This window comes from Bradyrhizobium sp. Cp5.3, from assembly GCF_000426265.1.
In the GTDB taxonomy this organism is placed as follows: Bacteria; Pseudomonadota; Alphaproteobacteria; order Rhizobiales; family Xanthobacteraceae; genus Bradyrhizobium; species Bradyrhizobium neotropicale.
Genome location: NZ_AUFA01000008.1, coordinates 351,607 through 371,222 on the forward strand (window position 1 = coordinate 351,607; position 19,616 = coordinate 371,222).

The window sequence follows — 19,616 nt, forward strand, 5'->3', positions numbered from 1 at the left end:
CCTCACGCTTCCAGATGCCGGCCGGGAAACATCTGCCTGACGACGCCGCCGACACGGCCGAACAGGACGGAGACGACGTAGAACACCGTCGCGACCAGGATGATCGCAGGGCCCGAGGGTACGCGGGTCTGGAACGACAGCACAAGGCCGGCGTAGCCCGAGACGGCGGCGGCGATCACGGCGATGCAGATCATGGCGGTGAGATCGCGCGACCAGAACCGCGCAATGCCCGCCGGCATGATCATCAGGCCGACGGCAAGCAAGGTGCCGAGCGCCTGGAAACCGTTGACGAGGTTGATGACGACGAGCGCGAGGAATGCGAGATGCGCCGGCCCGCCGGCGCGGCTGACGGTTCGCAGGAACAAGGGATCGACGCTCTCGATCACCAGCGGGCGATAGATCACCGCGAGCACCAGCAGTGTGATCGTGGCGTTGAAGGCCACCACCAGCAGCGTCTGGTCGTCCATGGCAAGGATGTTGCCGAACAGCACGTGCAAGAGATCGATATTGGTGCCCTTGATCGAGACGATGGTGACGCCCAGCGCCAGCGAGGCGAGATAGAAGGTCGCGAGCGACGCGTCCTCCTTCAATCCGGTCGAACGCGCGACCACGCCGGCGAGGATCGCGACCGTAAAGCCCGCGATCAGTCCGCCCGCGGTCATCGCAAACAGGTTGAGACCGGAGAGCAGGAAGCCGACCGCCGCGCCCGGCAGGATCGCATGCGCCATGGCGTCGCCAACGAGGCTCATCCGCCGCAGCATCAGAAACACGCCGATCGGCGCACCGGCGAGCGACAGCGCGACGACGGCTGCAAGCGCGCGCCGCATGAACTCGAATTCGGTGAACGGGCCGATCAGGACATCATGGATCATCGGATGTCACGCCGCCTGCGAGCGCCCATCTTCGCCGCAGGCCGCGGCGCCGTCGTCGAAAGCCTCGCACATCCGCATCGCCACCAACAGATTCTCCGGCGTCAGCACCTCCGCCGTCGGTCCCCACGCCACCGGCCCGCGCGCCAGCACAAGCGCCTCGGTGAAGTGGCTGCGCACCATCTCCATGTCGTGCAGCGCGGCGAGCACAGTGCGGCCTTCGCCGTGCCAGCGCTTCACCAGCGCCAGCAGATCGGCTGTGGTCTTGCTGTCGATGGCGTTGAAGGGCTCGTCCAGCACGATCAGGCTCGCGTCCTGGAGCAGTACGCGCGCGAACAGCACGCGCTGCATCTGCCCGCCGGAGAGCGTGCCGATCGGGCGGTTCTCGAAGCCGTTGAGACCAACGGAAGCGATCGCGCGGAGGATTTTTTCCCGCGCGACCTTGCCGATGCCGCCGAACAGGCCGGTCCCGCGCCAAAGCCCGGTGCCGACGAAGTCGAACACCGAGATCGGGAAGCTGCGATCGATCTCCGCACTCTGCGGCAGATACGCGATGTCCCTCGCATCGAGGCTGCCGAGATGGATGCTGCCATCGAGCGGCCTGAGGATGCCGACGATGCCGCGCAGCAGCGTCGACTTGCCGGCGCCGTTCGGCCCGATCACCGCCACCAGCGCGCCGGGCGCGACCTCGCCGCTGAGGTGGTGCACGGCCGGGTGCCGGTCGTAGCCAAGCGTGACGTTGTGGAAGTGCAGCGCCGCCATGCTCACCTCATCGCAAGCCAGACCACGCCCCACAACACGGCACAGACGGCCAGCGCCGCAGCCAGGCGGACCGCCATGGTCATGCGCAGGATCGACCAAGGCGCGGCCTGCGCCGGGTGCGGGGCCGCGGGGTCGTGGACATGGGCATGCGTATGGTCGTGCCCATGAGAATGCGCGTGGTCATGGGAGTGATCGTGATGGTGGGCGTGGGACGCGGCGGGAACCATTTGAAGACGTTATATTATAACATTACGCCTGTCCACGCCCCGGCTCACGGCTTGCCGATCACCATCGCGATGGCCGCCGCCACGAACGGGAACGGCACCGAGACAGCGCAGCGGAACCAGACGAAACGGGCCGGCATGAACGGGATTTCCCACAAGATCACCCGCTGGAAGGCAAATAGGGCCCAGGCGACGACATAGGCGACCACCTGCGGGACGCCCCCGCCCGACTTTAGCGCCACCGTGCCGATCGAGAAGCCGATCACGGGACCGCCGGGCGTCGCGGCCCCGGCGACCACGGCGGTTGCAACCCCAAGCCAGCCGCTGTCCGGGCCGAGCCAGCCGGTGATCACCTCCTGGGGGATGATGGCGGCGATATAGCCGGAGCCGATCACGCCCAGCGCGATCCGCGGCACGATGTTGATGAAGTCCATCGAGCCTTCGCGGAGCGAGGACTTGAACACGGGAGGACCGCGGCGGAAGGCGATCAGGCCGACGCCGAGCACCGAACCCCACAGCAGGATGTCGATGAGAAGCGCAGCGCTCACGTCTCGTCATCCTTGGCGATCGGCTTCGGGTAGAGCCGGACATAGACGAAGCGGCCGAGCGCGCCCGCGAGCACCGGCAGCGGAAGCGAGATCACGATCCGCCACAGCGTGAAATCCGTGCCCATGATCGGGATTTCCCAGGCGACCGCGCGGCCATAGCCGATCAGAGTCCAGCTCACGACCATGGCGATGGTGGCGCCGAAATCGGCGCCGACCGCGAGCAGCGCGCTCGCCACCGGATAGGCGGTGAACGGCCCGCCCGGCAGAATCGCGCCGAAGGCGGTGCCGATCAGAAGGCCCATCAGGCCGGACTTCGGCCCGAGCGAGCGCGAGACTTTTTCGTGCGGCAGGATCTCCGAGATGAAAGCCCCGAGCAGGCAGCCGGCCAGCACGCGCGGCAGGATGCCGCCGAACAGCGCGAGATCGTGGGTCAGAATGTCGAGAACACCGTCGGTCCCGTCACGCCGCCAGACCAGCGCCGCGCTCACCGCCACCAATGCCGCGATGATGATCGTCGACCAGCCGATCGGCTTGCGGATGCGCCCTGGCCGAGGCTCGGATTCAGCGTCCTCGGCAGTCGCCGGCTCTTTCGGGAAAGTCTCTGACAACGGGCTCGGGTCGGATCGAGGGGATGCCCGTTCTGATTAAGGGCGGCGCCGACGTGATGCAAACGGAACGGCGACGGGAGTAATGCGCGCCCTGCGCAGGGCTATGCCGGATGAGGGCCGAATTCCGCGCAGCAAAAAAGGCGGCCGCGGATGCGACCGCCTTTGTCGTTCTGTCATTCCGGGCGGCGCGCCAGCGCCGAGCCCGGAATCCATCGAGCGTAAACCCGAGCGGATAAATGGATTCCGGGCTCGCGCTTCGCGCGCCCCGGAATGACTCCAAATACTTACGCCTTGTCGAACAGCGACTCGACGTATTCCCAGTTCACGAGGTTCTCGACGAACGCCTTCAGATAGTCCGGGCGACGGTTGCGATAGTCGATGTAGTAGGAGTGCTCCCAGACGTCGCATCCGAGGATCGGGGTGGCGCCGTGCACCAGCGGATTCTCGCCGTTCGGGGTCTTGGAGATTTCGAGCTTGCCGTTCTTGACCTGGAGCCAGCACCAGCCGGAGCCGAACTGACCGACGCCAGCCGCCTGGAAATCCGTCTTGAACTTCTCGAAGCCGCCGAGGTCCTCGTTGATCTTCTTCTCGAGCTTGCCCGGCAGCTTGGTGCCGCCGCCGTTGGGCTTCATCCAGCTCCAGAAGTGGATGTGGTTGTAGTGCTGGCCGGCATTGTTGAACACCGCGGGGTTCTTGCCGAACGAGCCCTTGACGATCTCCTCAAGGGACTTGCCTTCCCATTCGGTCCCCTTGAGCGCGTTATTGCCGTTGGTGACGTAGGCCTGATGATGCTTGTCGTGGTGATATTCGAGCGTTTCCTTCGACATGTACTGGCCGAGGGCGTCATAGGCGTAAGGGAGTGGGGGCAGCGTAAAGGTCATGGGTTCTTGTCCGCAACTGGTGGGGAACGTTCTAACGGTCACCCCTTATAGAAGGTTCCTGCGGCGTTAAATACCGCCAATTTGCGAAAATGCGTCATGCGGTCGCTTGGCCCGATTGCATAAAATCGGCGCGGCGGAGCGGCGTTCAACCGGGCCCGGTCGTTCGCCGCAAAATATCATTGCCTTTGAGGTGCTTATGGCAGAACGAATGCATCACACAGCGGAGATGCGAAAGAGAGAGCCATGAGCATCGAGATCGACATTTTGAACGGCGACGCCTCCTGGCCGATCGCAAAGCCGCTGCTCAGCGCGGTCTGGGGGCGCCACGCGGACGAGAAGCCGGCCTGGAGCCACATCAAATGGGCCAATGCCGATCTCCGCGTGCTGATCGAGACGCCGGAGGACGGCCTCGTCTGCCATGTCGGCATCCACTTCCGCACCATCAGCTGGAACGGGCGCAAGGTCCATGTCGGCGGGATCGGCGGCGTTTGCACGCGCGAGGACCGGCGCGGACGCGGCTACGCGACGATGGCGATCGATGCGGCGGTCCACACCATGCGGGCCAACGAGGCGGTCCGCTTCGCGGTCCTGTTCTGCGAGCCGCACAATTTCGCGTTCTATGAGGCCCGCAACTGGCATCGCTTCACCGGCGATGTCTTTTGCGAGCAGCCGGAGGGGCGGATCCGCTTCGAATACATGGCGCCTTTCGTGTTCGACGTCGTCCGCGCGCCGCGCCTCGGCACGCTCGACCTCTGCGGCCTGCCCTGGTGATCTCGCGATTGCCACTGATTGCGTCCAGCGGCACATGATCATTGCGGTTACCTGGCGTCGCCGTTTTCGTCCGCTGGGGCAAATCAACGCAGGAATGTGATTCCGTCGAGCGTTACACTATCCTGATTTGCTGCTATGGAGGCGCCTTCATTTTCGGGGCTCTCCATGTTTTCCAGATTCGCCGTTTCCACCGTCCTTCTGGCTGCGCTGCTCGGCGCGACCACTGCCCACGCGCAAAGCGCCGATGCCAGCGGCACCTGGCTGACCCAGGCCGGCGATGCCCGTGTGAAGATCAGCAAATGCGGCGGCGGCATCTGCGGCGTCATCGTCTGGCTGCGCGAGCCCTACGACACCGCGACCGGCCAGCCCGCCACCGACAGCAAGAATCCCAATCCCGCGCTGGCCCGGCGGCCGATCATCGGACTGCCGCTGTTCAGCGCCATGCAGCCCGCAGGTCCGAACAAATGGTCGGGGCAGATCTACAATGCCGACGACGGCAGCAACTATGCGAGCAGCATCACGGTGAGCGGCGCGGAAAGCTTGCGGGTCGAAGGCTGCGTCGGTGCACTCTGCGGCGGCGAGACCTGGAGCCGGGTCAGCCACTAACTTTCTCACGCCATCATCGCCTTCAGCGCCGTTGCCGCCGAGGCGTAGCCGCCTCGCGCACCGTCGATGAAATGGACGTGGTCGCTGCGCAGCGCCGACGGCGTGAAGCAGGTCATCATCGCCGCGTCCTGCCGGTGCAGTCCGTAGCGCACGACGCCGTCGCGCGCGCCGGCCGCAAGGCGCTCGCTCAAGGCGCGTTCGAGCTCGGGCGCGCAGTCGAGGATCATGCGCAGACCGTCGTCATATTTGCGGAAGTCGGAATTCTCGACCACCTGTTGCTTGTAGCGCTTCGGCACGAAGCCGCCGACCTTGATGTCGAAGCGCATGATCAAATAGGCGAACAGCGTGTAGATGAGGGCGCCGGCGCGGCGTTTGAGCAGCGGCCCGCCACGCGCCGCCCGCGCCTCATAGTCGAGCCCCTGCGGCGGCCACCGCAAAGGCGGCCCCTGCGCCGGCACGGGACGGCCGGCATCCGGGCTGCGTTCGACGAGGTGGATCACGTCCTCGATCACCTTGCGAAAAGCTCTGGGATCGGCGCTACCCGCCGGCACTACCAGCACCGACAGGATCAGGCCGCGCGAGGCCGGAATCTCCTCGAAGCGGCAGGATAGTCCGGAGAGATCCGGCTGCGTGCCGGCGGGCGCCGCGGGAAGCGCGAACTCGCCGCGCTTCATCGCGGCTTCGGCCCACCCCAACCCTCCGCCAGAGAACATCGCATAGGACAGGTTCGCCGACGGGCCGAAGCGCGCGACGCGGACATCGAGGCCTTGCGCGCGAATGGCGTTCACCGGCACCAGCGCGACGCGCATCTTCAGATCGAGATCCTCCCGCACCCAGGCCGCGGTCGCCTCCAGCGCCTCCCGGGCACGATCGAGATCATCGGGCGCGACCGCAAAGCTCGCGCCGTCGCCGCCGAACACGAAGGGGAATTCCCGCCCCTCCAGTGCATTGGTCACCGACGCGATCACGGCAGCACCGGCCATATTGACCGCCTTGTAGCGCTGTGCCGCGATCGCCTTGGTGGAATCGACGATGTCGGCGACGCCGATGCTCCAGTCATCCGGCAGCGGCACATAGAGGGCGGGATCCATCAGGCTGGTGAAGCCGCGAAAGACGCGGATGCTGCCGTAGAAGGAATCGCCTGATGTCATCACGTGATGCCTGATGGTTGGGAAGCGCGTCCGAGGGAGATACGGGGCAGGATCGATCCGGGTTCGCCGGCCGGCGCGCCCTTCGAAGTCCCGATCATTGGCTGAAACGGGGGCGGACAACAAGATCGCGCCGCGCTGCATTGCCGCAGCCGGTCATTGATCCGCATCAAACAGCCTCCCAAAAACGTTGCCTATTGTCCGATCATCCAAGGGGATCAATCGAGGTGTCTGACTTCGGCAACAAGGACTCGGCCGCTCCGGTGCACCGGCATGCGGCATGCGACGTGGTCAGCGCCGTGAAGATGCCGGAAGCCTTGACCGCGGCCGTCGATGCCTGGGCTGAGGCCCATGAGCTGGTGCGCTCGGATGCGATCTGCAAGCTGGTCGAGCTCGGCCTGAAGCATGCTCCCGCGGCTGCGCCGCCGTCCCGCGCAACGGTCGAAGCGGACTTCACCAGGATCGAGGAGCTCGCCGTGCACGAGATCGACCGCCTGCTCGATCCCGCGCTGCCGCTAGAGGAGCGCGAGCGCCGCATTCGCCGCCTCACCGAAGGGCCGCCGGAATTCTCACACGAACGGATTGACCTGCCGAAGCAGCGGACATGAGCGCGGGTGCGAGCTAGTGCAGCTTCCCGTCCTGCAGTCTGCGCAGCACGGATGCCGGCACATCGTGGCAGCCCACCAGCCGCACGAATTGCTGCGGGTACATTTCGTGGCCATGATCACCGGAATTCTGATTTGACATCGGCTGGCAATTGATCTCGTCCGGCTCTGCGCGCGATTGCTCTGCCGATGCCCGTCCCTGGTTCGCAGTGGTCATGGACTGCTCCCTGTCGATTAGGGCAGATCGATTGACGTAACCCAATCGATTGCCGGCCATCTTACGACCAAATGCAGTGAAATCAAATTGAGCCGGATCAACTCGATTGTAACGGCGCAGTTCCGCTTACGCCGTATTCCCCGCATCGATCGTGAAGACGGAGCCGGTCACGTTACGGCCGCCCTCGCCGAGCAGATATTCCACCATGCGCGCGACGTCTTCCGTCTCCGGCAGGCGTCGCAGCGCGCTGCGGCCGGCGATGCGCTTGCGTCCCTCGTCGGACAGATTGTGCGTGAGCTCGGTGTCGATGAAGCCCGGAGCAATCGCGTTCACGGTGATGCCGAGCTTACCGACCTCGCGCGCGAGCGAGCGGGTGAAGCCGGTGGCGGCGGCCTTGGTCGCGCCATAGACCGACAGGCCGTTATAGCCGGTGGTGGCGATGATGGAGGAGATGTTGATGATGCGACCCGCACCATCCGCCATCATCTGGCGCGCGACATATTTGGTGAGGATGATCGGCGACAGCACGTTGAGCTGTACCAGCGCCTCGATCTCGGAATTGTGCATGGTGGCGAGCAGGCCTTCGGTGCCGAGGCCGGCATTGTTGACGAGGCCGTAGATCGGGCCGAATTCGTCGCGTACGAGCTTGGCGAAGGCCGGGATCGCATCGATCACGGCAAGGTCGCAGGCACGGAAATGCAGGCGGCCTTCGGACTCGCCGATCGCGGCCTTGAGCTCCTCGCTCTCGCGCCGCGCGGTCACGACCACGTTGTAGCCGGTGCCAACCAGACGCCGAGCGATCGCGAGGCCGATGCCGCGGCTGCCGCCGGTGACGAGAACGTTATGCATCGGTGCGCGCCAGTTTGCCGGCCGGTGTGACGTCGAGCGCTTCAACGAAGCGGATCACGGCCGGCACCTTGTGCGAGGCGAGATGGGCCCGGCACTGATTGAGAATCTGATCGCGAATCTCCTTCGCGCGCGCCGGATCGGTCCCGTCGGCGAGGATCACGTCGGCGACGACGATGCCACCGGTGATCGGGCTGCGCCGCGATTTGGCCCGCGACATCCTCACATCGGGATGACGGTTGATGACCGCCTCGATCTCCTCGGGATGGACCTTCAGCCCACCGATATTGATGATGCCGCCGCGACGACCTACGAAATAGTAGCGGTCGCCGCGCAACTCGACCATGTCGCCGCTGTCGACAAACCCATCATCATCGGTGAGTGCGGTGGCGTTGCGGCCGATGTAAGCGTGGGCCGTGCGCGTCGAGCGGATGCGCAGCGAGCCGTCAACGACTTTCATCTCGACGCCATTGCGGTTGCCGAGATAGTCGGCCGGAAAGCCCTCGAGCCCGTCATTGACGGCAAAGCCGACGCCGGCTTCGGTCGAGGCATAGGCATGACCGACGGACGCGTTCGGAAACGCCGTCTTCAGGCCGTCGAGCACCGCCTGGTCGGCGATCTCGCCGGACAGGCGGACATAGCGCGGTGCGAACTGCGCCGCCGAGCCGCTCATCAGCAGCTTGCGCCAATGCGAGGGCGTGCCGGAGATGTGGGAGACTGCGCGCGCATTCAGCCGCGCGACGTGATCGGCGAGTGCCTCATGCGGGTCGGACAGCACCATCGAGCCGCCAGAGAGGATGGCGCGGAGAAATATCTGCAGGCCGCCATAGCGGCGAATGTCGTAGAACGTGGCCCATACCGGCGCCGGTCCGCGCGCTGGGCCTTCGGCGACGATCGCGCCGGTCAGCGCCTCCAGCGTATGGCCGGCGATCTTCGGCACGCCCGACGTGCCCGAAGTGAGCATCAGCCATTCGGTGGCGCGCTCGGTCTGCGCCGGCGTGGCGGGCGCGAGCGGCAATTCTGCGGTGACGATCAGCGCGACGCCGCTACCCGTCCAGGGCGCAGGCTCGTCGGTGACGACGGCATCGATGCCGGCATCGGCGATCGGCGTATCGAGATGCGCCGGATTGAGATCCGGCGGGCACAGCAGCATGCGACGGGCGATGCCGTCGAGCTCAATCATGGCAAGGCCCGACCGGAGCTGGTCGGATAGCTTGAGCAGCACCGCGCGGCCCGACAGCTCGCGCAGGCGGCCGCCCAGCACTGTCTGCGACAGGATATCCGTCAGCGACGCGCTATTGTGCGCGTCCGACAGGGTGCGGCCCTTCAGTTCCGCGCCGAGATGGTCACGGAGCGCGAAGATTTCACGCGGGGACATTTTCGTAGGCCCGCACGAAATCGCCCACGGTGGCGGGGAACGCTGCGTCCTCGGAAATGGTGAAGGGATCGACGCCGGTCTCGTCCTCGAGGCGCGCAACCAGGATGGCGAAGGCTAGCGAATCGAAGCCCGTCTCGTGCAGGGACAGATCGTCCGAAAGTTCGGGAAGCGTGACGTGCTGCTCTTTGGCGATCTGCTTGATCGCTTCAATGACCTTTAACCTTACCGACATGGCTGGCTCGCTTCTTGTTATCGATCGTTCGTGTTGCGGCGGTTCTTGCTGACCGCCTCCCGAGGCCCACGCTGTTTACCCGACAGAAGTAAATGGCTTCTTGGACAATTCAGGTAAAATTGGACCTATCTTCGGATTCTCCCTGCGCTACAGCCTGATCGCACCGTCGATGATCTGCGCGTAGCTTTCCGGCTCCAGCGCGACATAGCCGCCGGCTTTCGGATCCGCCATGTACAGCACATCGGAGATCTTGCCGGGATCGAATCCCTCGCGTGTGAGATCGCCCTTCTTCTGCTTGAACGTTTCGGTTGCATCGAGCTCGTGCGAGATGCGGATGAAGACGGGGCGTGCGTAGGCCGGCAGGCGCTGCGCCAGATGCGCCGGCAGGCTCGCGATGTCAAAACCTTCGTTGACGACGATCGCGCTCATGCCGGCACGACCGTCGGCGCCGGGAATGCTGACGCCGTAGGTGGTGGCGTCGACCACGCCGGTGAAATCGCGAACGGCGTCGTTGACCTCCGAGGTGGCGACGTTCTCGCCCTTCCAGCGGAAGGTGTCGCCGATGCGGTCGACGAAATGGAAAAAGCCCTTGTCGTCGATCCGCATCAGATCGCCGGTGCGAAACCAGGCATCGCCCCCGGCAAAGACATCGCGAAGGATCTTCTTCTCGGTCTCGCCCGCGTCGGTGTAGCCCTCGAAGCGGCCGCCGCCCTCATCCGCGGTGCCGATGCGGCCGACAGCTTCGCCGGCCTCGCCGCGGGCGCAGGCGACGCAGAAGCCTTCGTCATTGCGCAATGGCACGCCGCTGTCGGGATCGAGCTTGACGAGACTTGCGGGAAAGCGATGGGCAAGCAGCGGCGGGATGCGACCAATCGCGCCGGGCTGCCCCTCGACATTGAACAGCGAGAAATTGCCCTCCGTCGCCGCATAGAATTCGAGGATACGGGGAATGGAAAAGCGCGCCTGGAAATCCTCCCAGATATCGCCGCGCAGGCCGTTGCCGCAAACCAGACGCAAATGGTGGCTGTTCTCGTATTCGGACGGCGGCGCCTTGAGGAGATAGCGGCAGAGCTCGCCGATATACTGAAACAACGTGCAGTCATGACGCACGATGTCGTGCCAGAAGTTCGACGCCGAAAATTTATCCGCGATCACCACCGAACCGCCGGCGGCGAGCATGCTGCAGGGCGCGACGATACCGCCGACCGAGTGAAACAGCGGCAGGCAGTCGTAGAGCCGGTCCTGCGGCGTCGCGCCGGCGAGGCCGGCAAACCAGAAACCCCAGTTGAGGATGCGGCGATGGCTGATGCTGGCAGCCTTCGGCAAGCCTGTCGTGCCGGAGGTGTAGACCAGCAGCGCGCGATCATCGATGGTGACCTCGCCGTGCTCGTCCTGCGACAGCGGACCATCATCGAGCGCTGCGAGCGCAACGTCGATGGCGCGCCCGCTGCGGGCATCGCCATGGGTCCAGATCTTGGCTTGCGTCTTCAGGTGTGGCGCTGCGCCGTCCAGCGCCTCCGTCAGGTCATGCGCAATGATGATATGCGAGGGTCTTGCCACGTCGATGCAATGCGCCAGCGACGGACCGACGAGCTTGGTGTTGATCAGCGCGACCACGCCGCCGACGCGGCTGATGCCGAGCCAGGCGGCGACGTAGTCGATGCCGTTCGGCATGATCAGGCCGACGGTGTCGCCCTTGGCGACGCCCACCGAGCGCGCCCAGCGCGCATAGCGATTGATGCGCCTCGACAGCTCCTCATAATCAAGGCTTGCATCGTCCATGACCAGCGCAGCACGGTCGGGCTGACGCCGCGCCCAATCGTCGACGACGTCGGCGAACAGCCGGCCCGGCAGCGTCTCGATGCGCGCAGTGAGCTCGATCGCCTTCAGCCAGATCTTTGAAGCCGAGGGCGGATGCTCGGCTTTCGGCTGCTCGATGACGCCGGTGATCATATTGTTCATTCTTTCGGGCCGTCTCTGCGTATTCCCGGCAACTTAGACCGCGGGCTCCTGACCAGGTGTTAAGAGACAAGGTAAAACTCGGTTAGCTGAAGATTAAATGCAGTCATCCTTTACCAAGCCGGTGGGAACGGCGTGCGAGCCGGCGCAATTCTTGCGATAGCACTCCAGTCATTCGGGCACGCGGCCTCTCCCCGCAAGCGGGGGCGAGGTGAACTGGAGGCCAACATGATCACCAAGAGATTATTCCTTCAGACCGCCGGCTGTGCCGCGGCAATGCTCGCCGCGCCGCGCGTCTTTGCGATCGGCAATCCCTCCTATCCGTCGCGCAGCGTGAAATGGGTGGTGCCATATGCACCGGGCGGCGCGACCGACGTGCTGTCACGGCTGATCTGCCAACGGCTGTCGGACCGGCTCGGCCAGACCTTCGTGGTAGAGAACAAGCCCGGCGCCGGCAGCAATATCGGCACGCAGGCGGTGATCACATCTGCGCCTGACGGCTACACGCTGCTGCTCACCTCGACCGCCAACGCCATCAACGCCTCCTTCGATCCGGCACTGCCCTACGATTTCGCCAAGGGCATCGCGCCGGTCGCGGGTGTCGCGCGCATTCCACTGGTGCTGGTCGTCAACAATGATCTGCCGGTGAAGACCGTTGCCGACTTCATCGCCTACGCCAAGGCCAATCCCGGCAAGCTGTCGATCGCCTCCTCCGGCATCGGCACCTCGCTGCATCTCTCCGGCGAGCTGTTCAAGTCGCTGGCCGGCGTGCAGTTTACCCACGTTCCCTATCGCGGCTCGGCGCCGGGATTGACCGACGTGATGAGCGGCCAGATCCAGGGCATGTTCGACAACGTCAGCTCGTCGTTCGAGCTGGTGCGTGCCGGGAAGCTGCGCGCGCTCGGCATCACCATGCGCGAGCGCTCGGAGATCTTGCCGGACGTGTCCCCCATCGCGGACACGCTTGCCGGTTATGAGACGAGCTCGTTCTACGGCGTCGGCGCGCCGCGCGACACGCCGCGCGAGATCATCGACCTCCTCAATCGCGAGATCGACGCCGCACTCTCCGAGGCCGAGATCAAGACCCGCATCGCCGAGCTCGGCGCGATCCCGCTGCACGGCAACGCAGGCGAGTTCGGCAGCATGATGGGCGCGGAGACCGACCGCTGGCGCAAGGTGGTGGAACTGTCCGGCGTGAAGAAGGAGTAGCGGTGGTATCTGCCTGCTGGGCAAAGCGGCAGTTAGCGACGCGGTCATCCACACCCACCATTCCTAGCGGCTTGCGTTCGCGTCTTGTGCGCGCGCATGTTGCCGCGCCATGACGACCAAATCCCGCGAGCGAATCTACGGCGCTTCCGTCCGTGCGGCGGCGGAACAGGCAGCGGAGGCGCGCAAGGGGGCCGACCGGCTCGCCTGCGAGGCGTGGAACAAGCGGATGCTGGGATTCCGGGGGCCGGCGCAGCCCTCCCCGACGCTGGGAGATGCGCTCAACGCGGGCTACCTCTATCTCGAAGTGAAGTGCCTGGGGTGCGAGACGCACCAGACTGTCGCACTCGATATCGTCAGGCGAAGGAAATCGACGCCGATCCACGAGCTTGAGCGGTACATGCGCTGCCAGCAGTGCTCGGAATTGTCGGGCCGTCCCTACAAGCGCAGCCATCTCGTGGCGCTGCGCCGGACGAAGATTTCCGCGCACGATCCGCGCTCGGACTGGTGGCCCGGCGAGCGGTGAACGCGAGCCCTGCGCTAGTCGATCTTCCACCGGCGGCGGCGCGGCGGTTCGCCAGCGGCAAAATATGGATTGAGGTCGCAGCTCGCGGCGCGGCCCGAGGCTGTGGCACGGCATTGCGGCAGCGACGTGAAGGAGCAGTCATACCAATCCCCGCCGCCTCCGCTCCCGCCGGAATAAACGTGCATGCAGACGGGAAAGCGGGGATCGAAGGTCTGCGCATGAGCGGGAGCGGCCGCCAGCACCGCACCGGCGGCCATGATCAGACCGAATGAGAGGCGCATCAGACTTCTTCCTGGAGAAGCACAGGCTGCGGCGGAGCCGCGGCGCGGCAACAGCAACGGGCTTGCACAATCCGAAGATGTACGCGGGCCGCTAGTACACCTTCTTGTGGCGCCGGCGCGGGGGCGGCGGCGGCTCGTCGAAGGCATAGTAGGGATTGAGGTCGCAGCTCGCGGCGCGACCCGATGCCGTGGCCTGGCACTGCGGCAGCGAGGTGAAGGAACAGTCGAAATAGTCACCGCCACCGCCCCGGCCGCCGGACGTGAAGACGTGCATGCAGACCGGAAAGCGCGGATCGTAGGTCTGCGCGCTCGCCGGCGCGACGGCTTGCAGCGTGGCAATTGCCACAATGGTCAGGAGCGGTAGGCGCATCGGAAACTTCCTCAAATCGTTGGCGGCGGCAGGCGTCATGCCAATTCGATATGGCACAACACCGCGAAAGAAGCGACCGTTCCTCAACATACCTCTCCCGCTTGTGACGCGCGTTTGAAAAGTTGAGTAGCAGCGTCGGACGGCCGGGAAAGGAGAAAGAGCGACCCGATTCCGGTCTGCACAAAACGCATATCTCGCGGCCGCTCTCCTTCGACAAAGGTCGCAAACATCCGGCGCAGGATTCCATTCGCAGGTCCGAGCGAACGGACTACTCTCCCAAGACAACGCCGGCTCCGGATCGACGACGATCCGGGGCGATCAACAAACATATGGGCTGAAGGAAACGCACATTCGCGCTCGGGCTCTCGGGCGCGACTCCGCCGCATGCGAGGAGAAGATGCGCTGGCCAATCGATGGTTTCAGGGCATGCAAGAGAGCTTCTCGTCTCTGTTCATCCGCTATCCGATCGGCACGTCGCTGCTGATGGCGGGCATCCTGTTCGTGGGCCTCGTGGCCTACCCGCTGCTGCCGGTCGCGCCGCTGCCCCAGGTCGACTTTCCGACCATTCAGGTGTCCGCCTCGCTGCCGGGTGGCAGCCCCGAGACCATGGCCTCCTCGGTCGCGCAGCCGCTCGAGCGCCAGTTCGCGCAAATCCCCGGCATCACGCAAATGACCTCGACGAGCTCGCTCGGCTCGGCGTCGATCACCATCCAGTTCGATCTCAACCGCCTGATCGACGCCGCCGCCAACGACGTGCAGGCCGCGATCAACGCGGCAAGCGGCCAGTTGCCGAAGAACCTCCCCTCGCCGCCGACCTATCGCAAGGTCAACCCGGCGGATTCGCCGATCATGATCCTGTCGGCAACCTCGGACACGCTGCCGCTGACCACCGTCAGCGACCGCACCGATGCTCAACTCGCGCAGCAGATCAGCCAGCTTCCCGGCGTCGCGCAGGTGTTCGTCGGCGGGCAGCAGAAGCCTTCCGTGCGCATCCAGGTCGATCCGGCCAAGCTCGTCGCCAAGGGATTGTCGCTGGAGGACGTGCGCAGCCAGATCGCGATCGCGACCTCCGACAGCCCGAAAGGCAACATCGACGGCCCGACGCGCGCCTACACCATCTACGCCAACGACCAGTTGCTCGAGGCGGCGCACTGGCAGGACGTCATCGTCGCCTACCGCAACGGCGCGCCGTTGCGGGTCCGCGACATCGGCGAGGCCGTGGCAGGTCCCGAGGACATGAAGACGGCCGCCTGGGCCGATGGCAAGCGCGGCGTCTTCCTGGTCATCTTCAAGCAGCCAGGCGCCAACGTCATCGAGACGGTCGAGCGTATCAAGGCGCAGCTGCCGCGACTGATCGCGGCGATCCCGCCGGCGATCAAGATCAAGATCATCAGCGACCGCACCATCACCATCCGTGCCGCGGTCGAGGACGTGCAAATCACGCTCATGATCACCATCGCGCTGGTGGTCATGGTGATCTTCGTCTTCCTGCGCAGCTTCTGGGCCACGATCATCCCGAGCATCACCGTGCCGCTGGCGCTGCTGGGCGCCTGCTCGCTGATGTGGGTGTTCGGCTATTCGCTGGACAATCTGTCGCTGATGGCGCTCACGATCGCGGTCGGCTTCGTCGTCGACGACGCCATCGTGATGCTGGAGAACATCACGCGCTATGTCGAGCGCGGCGAGAGCCCGCTCGCCGCCGCTTACAAGGGCGCGGCCGAGATCGGCTTCACCATCGTGTCGATCAGCATCTCGCTGATCGCCGTGCTGATCCCGCTCCTGCTGATGGGCGGCATCATCGGCCGGCTGTTCCGCGAGTTCGCGGTGACGCTGTCGATGGCGATCTTCGTCTCGCTGGTGGTGTCGCTGACCCTGACGCCGATGATGGCCTCGCGCTTCCTGCGCGCCGACCGCGAGGCGCGGCACGGCCGCTTCTACCAGTGGAGCGAGCGGATGTTCGAGCGCCTGCTCGGCGCTTACGAGCGCGGCCTGGACCTCGCGCTGCGGCACAGCCTCGTCACGCTTCTCATCTTCTTCGCCACCGTCGCACTCTCGGCTGTGCTGTTCATCCTGATCCCGAAGGGCTTCTTCCCGCAGCAGGACAACGGCTTCCTGACCGCGGTCTCCGAGATGCCGCAGGATATCTCCTTTGCCGAGATGAAGCGGCGGCAGGAGGAGCTCAACGCCATCGTTCAGGCCGACCCCGCCGTCGATTCCATCGCAATGTTCATCGGCGGCGGCGGCACGGCGCTGAACTCGGGACGCATGTACATCACGCTGAAGCCGATCGCGGAGCGCGACGCCAATGCACAAGCGATCATCGCGCGGCTGCGGCCGAAGCTCGCCGAGGTCGAGGGCGCCCGCCTCTACATGCAGGCCTCGCAGGACGTGCGCCTCGGCGGCCGCGCCACCCGTACCCAGTTCGAGTTCACGCTGCAGGACGCCAATCTCGCCGAGCTGAACGAATGGGCGCCGAGGATCCTGGCGAGCATGAAGAGCCTGCCGCAGCTCCGCGACGTCGCCACCGACCAGCAGACCGAGGGCACGACGCTACAGCTCACGATCAACCGCGACACTGCCGCGCGCTACGGCATCCAGCCGCAACTGATCGACGACACGCTCTACGACGCGTTCGGCCAGCGCCAGGTCGCGCAATATTTCACCCAGACCAACAGCTATCACGTGATCCTCGAGATCACGCCGGCCCTGCAGGGCAAGCTTGACACGCTCGACAAGCTCTACATCAAATCACCGCTGACCGGCGAGCAAGTGCCGCTCTCGGTGATCTGCAGCTGGACCAACGAGCCGGTTCGGCCGCTCGCGATCGCGCATCAGGGCCAGTTTCCGTCGGTGACCATCAGCTTCAACCTCGCCGAGGGGGTGGCGCTGGGACAGGCGACGGATGCCGTGCTGCGTGCGGTCGGCGAGATGGGCGCGCCGCCGACGCTGGCCACGAGCTTCCAGGGCACCGCACAGGCGTTCCAGCAATCGCTGAACACCGTGCCGATGCTGATCCTCGCTGCGCTCGTCGTCGTCTACCTGGTCCTCGGCGTCCTCTATGAGAGCTACATCCACCCGCTGACCATCCTCTCCACGCTGCCGTCGGCCGGCGTCGGCGCGATCGCGATCCTGATGATCTTCGGCTTCGATTTCAGCCTGATCGCCCTGATCGGGGTCATCCTCCTGATCGGCATCGTCAAGAAGAACGGCATCATGATGGTGGATTTCGCCATCGTCGCCGAGCGCGAGCAGCATCTGACGCCGGAGCAGTCGATCCACCAGGCGGCGCTGCTGCGTTTCCGCCCGATCATGATGACGACGATGGCGGCCCTGCTCGGCGGCGTGCCGCTGATGCTCGGCCACGGCACCGGCGCCGAGATCCGCCAGCCGCTCGGCTACGCCATGGTCGGCGGTCTGCTGGTGAGCCAGGCGCTGACGCTGTTCACGACCCCGGTCGTCTATCTCTATCTCGACCGCTTCTCCAATTTGCTGTCGCGCTGGATGGAGAAGAAGCCGGAAGCGGAGGCCGAGAGGGATGAAAGAAAGGACGCGGCGGAGTGAACCTCGTTGCGAGGAGCATAGGCGCGCCTCAGTTGAGGTCGTCATGGCCGGGCTTGACCCGGCCATCCACGCAGAGCCGCGTGTGACCAAAGACGTGGATGCCCGGGCATGGGCGAGCGGAAGCGACGCCGTCCTTCAGACGGCTGTGCCCGGGCATGACGACGGAGTACGTGGCGAGCTTTCGCCTAACCGCCCAGCCCCTGCAGCACCAGCCGGTTCAGCCGGGCCGCGAACGCGGCCGGGTCTTCCGGCAATTCGCCATCGAGGATCTGCGCCTGCTCGAGCAGGAGCAGGCTGAGATCGTCGACCACCTCTGAGCCGGCCTGGGCCCTGGTGATCGCCGCCACCATCGGATGGCGCAGGTTGATCTCCAGGATCGGCCTGGTGCGCATGCCGCGGTTCTGCTGCGCCAGGATGCGCTCCAGCTCGCGGCTTGGGCCCTCGGTGCTGGCGACGAGACAGGAGGCGGAGCTGGTGAGGCGCGTCGACGCCTTGACGTCGCTGACGCGCTCGCCGAGCGAGGCCTTGATCACGGCGATGGTGGAAGCCTCATCGGCGGCCGGCTCGTCCTGCTTCGCCTCGTCGTTCTCGTCGAGGCGCGGGATCAGGTCGAGATTGAGGTCACCCTGGCTCAGCGACTTCAGCGGCTTGCCGTCGAACTCCGTCGGCATCGAGGTCCAGAAGGCGTCGACGGGGTCGGACAGCAGCAGCACCTCGATGCCGCGCGCGGTTGCCGCCTCGAGCCGCGGATTGGACTTCAGCCGCTCGATGCTGTCGCCGACGAGATAATAGATCTCGGTCTGGTTCGGCTTGAAGGCTGCGACGACGTCCTTGAGTGAACGCTTCTCGCCGGCGGTCGTGGTGAAGCGCGACAGCGCGAGCAGCTTTTCACGGCGCTCGAAATCCTCGTAGATGCCTTCCTTGAGAACCGAACCGAACGCGTCCCAGATCTTGGCGAAGGCCTCCGCGTCCTTCTCGGCGAGGCTCTCGAGCTCGTTGACGACGCGGGTCGCCACCGCTTTCCGGATCTGTGCGAGCTGCGGATTGTTCTGGAGCATCTCCCGCGAGATGTTGAGCGGAAGGTCCTCGCTATCGACGACGCCGCGGATGAAGCGCAGATATCCCGGCAACAGATCGGCATCGTCGGTGATGAAGACGCGCCGGACATAGAGCTTGACGCGGCCCTTGCGTGAGGGCTCGAACAGGTCGAACGGCTTGGCCGACGGCGCGAACAGCAGAACCGCGTAGGAGTAACGGCCTTCCGCGCGATAATGCAGTGTCATCGCGGGATCGTCGAAGGCCGAGGCGATTTGTTGATAGGCCTTCTTGTAGTCCTCCGCGGTCAGCTCGGATTTCGACCGCTGCCACAGCGCGCTCGCCGAGTTGATCTGGCGCGGCTCGCCCTCTTCCGGCACGAGTTCGATGGGAAACAGGATGTTGTCGGAATAGGCGCCGACGATGCGCTCGATCTCGTAGGTCTCGAGGTATTTCTTCGCATCGTCCTTCAGGTGCAGCACGATCTCGGTGCCGCGCGTCACGCGGCCGGCGTCCTCCTCGCCAGCGCGGGCTATCTCGAAGCCGGAGCCGCCGGAGGAGGTCCAGGTCCAGACGTCGCTCTCGCCGGCGCGGCGGCTGATGACGATGATCTTGTCGGCGACCATGAAGGCGGAATAGAAGCCGACGCCGAATTGGCCGATCAGGCCGAGGCCGTCCTTGGCCTCCTTCAGCTTCGCCACGAAGGCCTTGGTGCCGGAGCGGGCGATGGTGCCGAGATGGTCGATCAGCTCCTGCCGCTCCATGCCGATGCCGTTGTCGGCGATCGTAAGCGTCCCGGCGGCCTTGTTCGGGGCGATGCGGATCTTGAGCGCGTCGCCCTCACCAAGCAGCGCCGGATTGGCGATCGCCTCGTAGCGGAGCTTGTCGCAGGCGTCCGACGCGTTGGAGACGAGCTCGCGCAGGAAGATGTCGGTCTCCGAATAGACCGAGTGCACCATCAGGTGCAGGAGCTCCGAAACCTC

General features: G+C 65.2%; 21 protein-coding genes. 6 read left to right on the forward strand and 15 right to left on the reverse strand.

What is annotated here, in order from left to right:
- Window positions 1–2: 2 nt before the first annotated feature.
- The 6 genes from K289_RS0113875 to K289_RS0113900 all read right to left on the reverse strand — a co-directional run bounded on the left by K289_RS0113875 (window position 3) and on the right by K289_RS0113900 (window position 3,892).
- Entirely contained in the window at window positions 3–872 is an 870-nt protein-coding gene (locus tag K289_RS0113875) for a metal ABC transporter permease (RefSeq protein WP_027552070.1), read from the reverse strand.
- 6 nt (window positions 873–878) lie between these two features.
- On the reverse strand, window positions 879–1,631 hold the full coding sequence (locus K289_RS0113880; RefSeq protein WP_027552071.1) for a metal ABC transporter ATP-binding protein: 753 nt from the start codon (window positions 1,629–1,631) through the stop codon (window positions 879–881).
- Window positions 1,632–1,633: 2 nt separating this feature from the next.
- Complete coding sequence (locus K289_RS52235) at window positions 1,634–1,858, reverse strand: hypothetical protein (RefSeq protein ID WP_027552072.1); 225 nt, start codon at window positions 1,856–1,858, stop codon at window positions 1,634–1,636.
- A 44-nt stretch (window positions 1,859–1,902) separates the two neighbouring features.
- The gene (locus K289_RS0113890; RefSeq protein WP_027552073.1) at window positions 1,903–2,403 is read right to left on the reverse strand and encodes a hypothetical protein; all 501 of its coding nucleotides are present in this window, start codon (window positions 2,401–2,403) and stop codon (window positions 1,903–1,905) included.
- On the reverse strand, window positions 2,400–3,011 hold the full coding sequence (locus K289_RS0113895; RefSeq protein ID WP_027552074.1) for a permease: 612 nt from the start codon (window positions 3,009–3,011) through the stop codon (window positions 2,400–2,402). The genes K289_RS0113890 and K289_RS0113895 overlap by 4 nt, the downstream gene beginning before the upstream one ends.
- A gap of 284 nt (window positions 3,012–3,295) precedes the next feature.
- Window positions 3,296–3,892 carry a superoxide dismutase gene (locus tag K289_RS0113900; protein WP_026312923.1) on the reverse strand — a complete coding sequence of 199 codons (597 nt, stop codon included), beginning with the start codon at window positions 3,890–3,892 and terminating at the stop codon, window positions 3,296–3,298.
- 243 nt (window positions 3,893–4,135) lie between these two features.
- On the opposite strand from K289_RS0113900, the gene K289_RS0113905 reads away from it, so the two are divergent.
- Both K289_RS0113905 and K289_RS0113910 read left to right on the forward strand, forming a co-directional pair.
- Window positions 4,136–4,663: a GNAT family N-acetyltransferase gene (locus K289_RS0113905; RefSeq protein ID WP_027552075.1), complete on the forward strand. Its 528-nt coding sequence runs from the start codon at window positions 4,136–4,138 to the stop codon at window positions 4,661–4,663.
- A 165-nt stretch (window positions 4,664–4,828) separates the two neighbouring features.
- Window positions 4,829–5,269 carry a DUF2147 domain-containing protein gene (locus tag K289_RS0113910; protein ID WP_027552076.1) on the forward strand — a complete coding sequence of 147 codons (441 nt, stop codon included), beginning with the start codon at window positions 4,829–4,831 and terminating at the stop codon, window positions 5,267–5,269.
- Window positions 5,270–5,274: 5 nt separating this feature from the next.
- Here the strand turns inward: K289_RS0113910 and K289_RS0113915 are convergent, their stop codons facing one another.
- Entirely contained in the window at window positions 5,275–6,420 is a 1,146-nt protein-coding gene (locus K289_RS0113915; RefSeq protein WP_027552077.1) for a DUF3095 domain-containing protein, read from the reverse strand.
- Between the two features lie 224 nt (window positions 6,421–6,644).
- Here K289_RS0113915 and K289_RS0113920 point away from each other — a divergent pair, with 224 nt between their 5' ends.
- Window positions 6,645–7,025: a hypothetical protein gene (locus K289_RS0113920; RefSeq protein WP_027552078.1), complete on the forward strand. Its 381-nt coding sequence runs from the start codon at window positions 6,645–6,647 to the stop codon at window positions 7,023–7,025.
- Window positions 7,026–7,038: 13 nt separating this feature from the next.
- Here the strand turns inward: K289_RS0113920 and K289_RS0113925 are convergent, their stop codons facing one another.
- The 5 genes from K289_RS0113925 to K289_RS0113945 all read right to left on the reverse strand — a co-directional run bounded on the left by K289_RS0113925 (window position 7,039) and on the right by K289_RS0113945 (window position 11,657).
- Entirely contained in the window at window positions 7,039–7,239 is a 201-nt protein-coding gene (locus tag K289_RS0113925; RefSeq protein ID WP_027552079.1) for a hypothetical protein, read from the reverse strand.
- 126 nt (window positions 7,240–7,365) lie between these two features.
- Window positions 7,366–8,088, reverse strand: a complete 723-nt coding sequence (locus K289_RS0113930; protein ID WP_027552080.1) for an SDR family NAD(P)-dependent oxidoreductase — start codon at window positions 8,086–8,088, stop codon at window positions 7,366–7,368.
- Window positions 8,081–9,463: a class I adenylate-forming enzyme family protein gene (locus tag K289_RS0113935; RefSeq protein WP_027552081.1), complete on the reverse strand. Its 1,383-nt coding sequence runs from the start codon at window positions 9,461–9,463 to the stop codon at window positions 8,081–8,083. Before K289_RS0113935 ends, K289_RS0113930 begins: the two co-directional genes overlap by 8 nt.
- Window positions 9,450–9,695, reverse strand: a complete 246-nt coding sequence (locus K289_RS0113940) for an acyl carrier protein (protein WP_027552082.1) — start codon at window positions 9,693–9,695, stop codon at window positions 9,450–9,452. Before K289_RS0113940 ends, K289_RS0113935 begins: the two co-directional genes overlap by 14 nt.
- Window positions 9,696–9,842: 147 nt before the next feature.
- The gene (locus K289_RS0113945; protein ID WP_027552083.1) at window positions 9,843–11,657 is read right to left on the reverse strand and encodes a long-chain-acyl-CoA synthetase; all 1,815 of its coding nucleotides are present in this window, start codon (window positions 11,655–11,657) and stop codon (window positions 9,843–9,845) included.
- Window positions 11,658–11,882: 225 nt separating this feature from the next.
- Here K289_RS0113945 and K289_RS0113950 point away from each other — a divergent pair, with 225 nt between their 5' ends.
- Window positions 11,883–12,863, forward strand: coding sequence for a tripartite tricarboxylate transporter substrate binding protein (locus K289_RS0113950; protein ID WP_027552084.1), 981 nt, complete (start codon window positions 11,883–11,885; stop codon window positions 12,861–12,863).
- Window positions 12,864–12,972: 109 nt separating this feature from the next.
- A complete protein-coding gene (locus tag K289_RS0113955) occupies window positions 12,973–13,386 on the forward strand; it encodes a hypothetical protein (RefSeq protein ID WP_027552085.1) in 414 nt (137 codons plus the stop codon).
- Window positions 13,387–13,400: 14 nt separating this feature from the next.
- Here K289_RS0113955 and K289_RS0113960 read toward each other — a convergent pair whose 3' ends face one another.
- A complete protein-coding gene (locus tag K289_RS0113960) occupies window positions 13,401–13,667 on the reverse strand; it encodes a DUF3551 domain-containing protein (protein WP_027552086.1) in 267 nt (88 codons plus the stop codon).
- Window positions 13,668–13,758: 91 nt separating this feature from the next.
- A complete protein-coding gene (locus tag K289_RS0113965) occupies window positions 13,759–14,037 on the reverse strand; it encodes a DUF3551 domain-containing protein (RefSeq protein ID WP_027552087.1) in 279 nt (92 codons plus the stop codon).
- Window positions 14,038–14,463: 426 nt separating this feature from the next.
- Here K289_RS0113965 and K289_RS0113970 point away from each other — a divergent pair, with 426 nt between their 5' ends.
- Window positions 14,464–17,598 (forward strand): multidrug efflux RND transporter permease subunit, encoded by a 3,135-nt coding sequence (locus tag K289_RS0113970; protein WP_027552088.1) that lies wholly within the window; start codon window positions 14,464–14,466, stop codon window positions 17,596–17,598.
- A 185-nt stretch (window positions 17,599–17,783) separates the two neighbouring features.
- On the opposite strand, the gene htpG is transcribed toward K289_RS0113970, so the two are convergent.
- On the reverse strand, window positions 17,784–19,616 hold a 1,833-nt coding region (gene htpG, locus K289_RS0113975), incomplete at its 5' end, for a molecular chaperone HtpG (protein WP_027552089.1).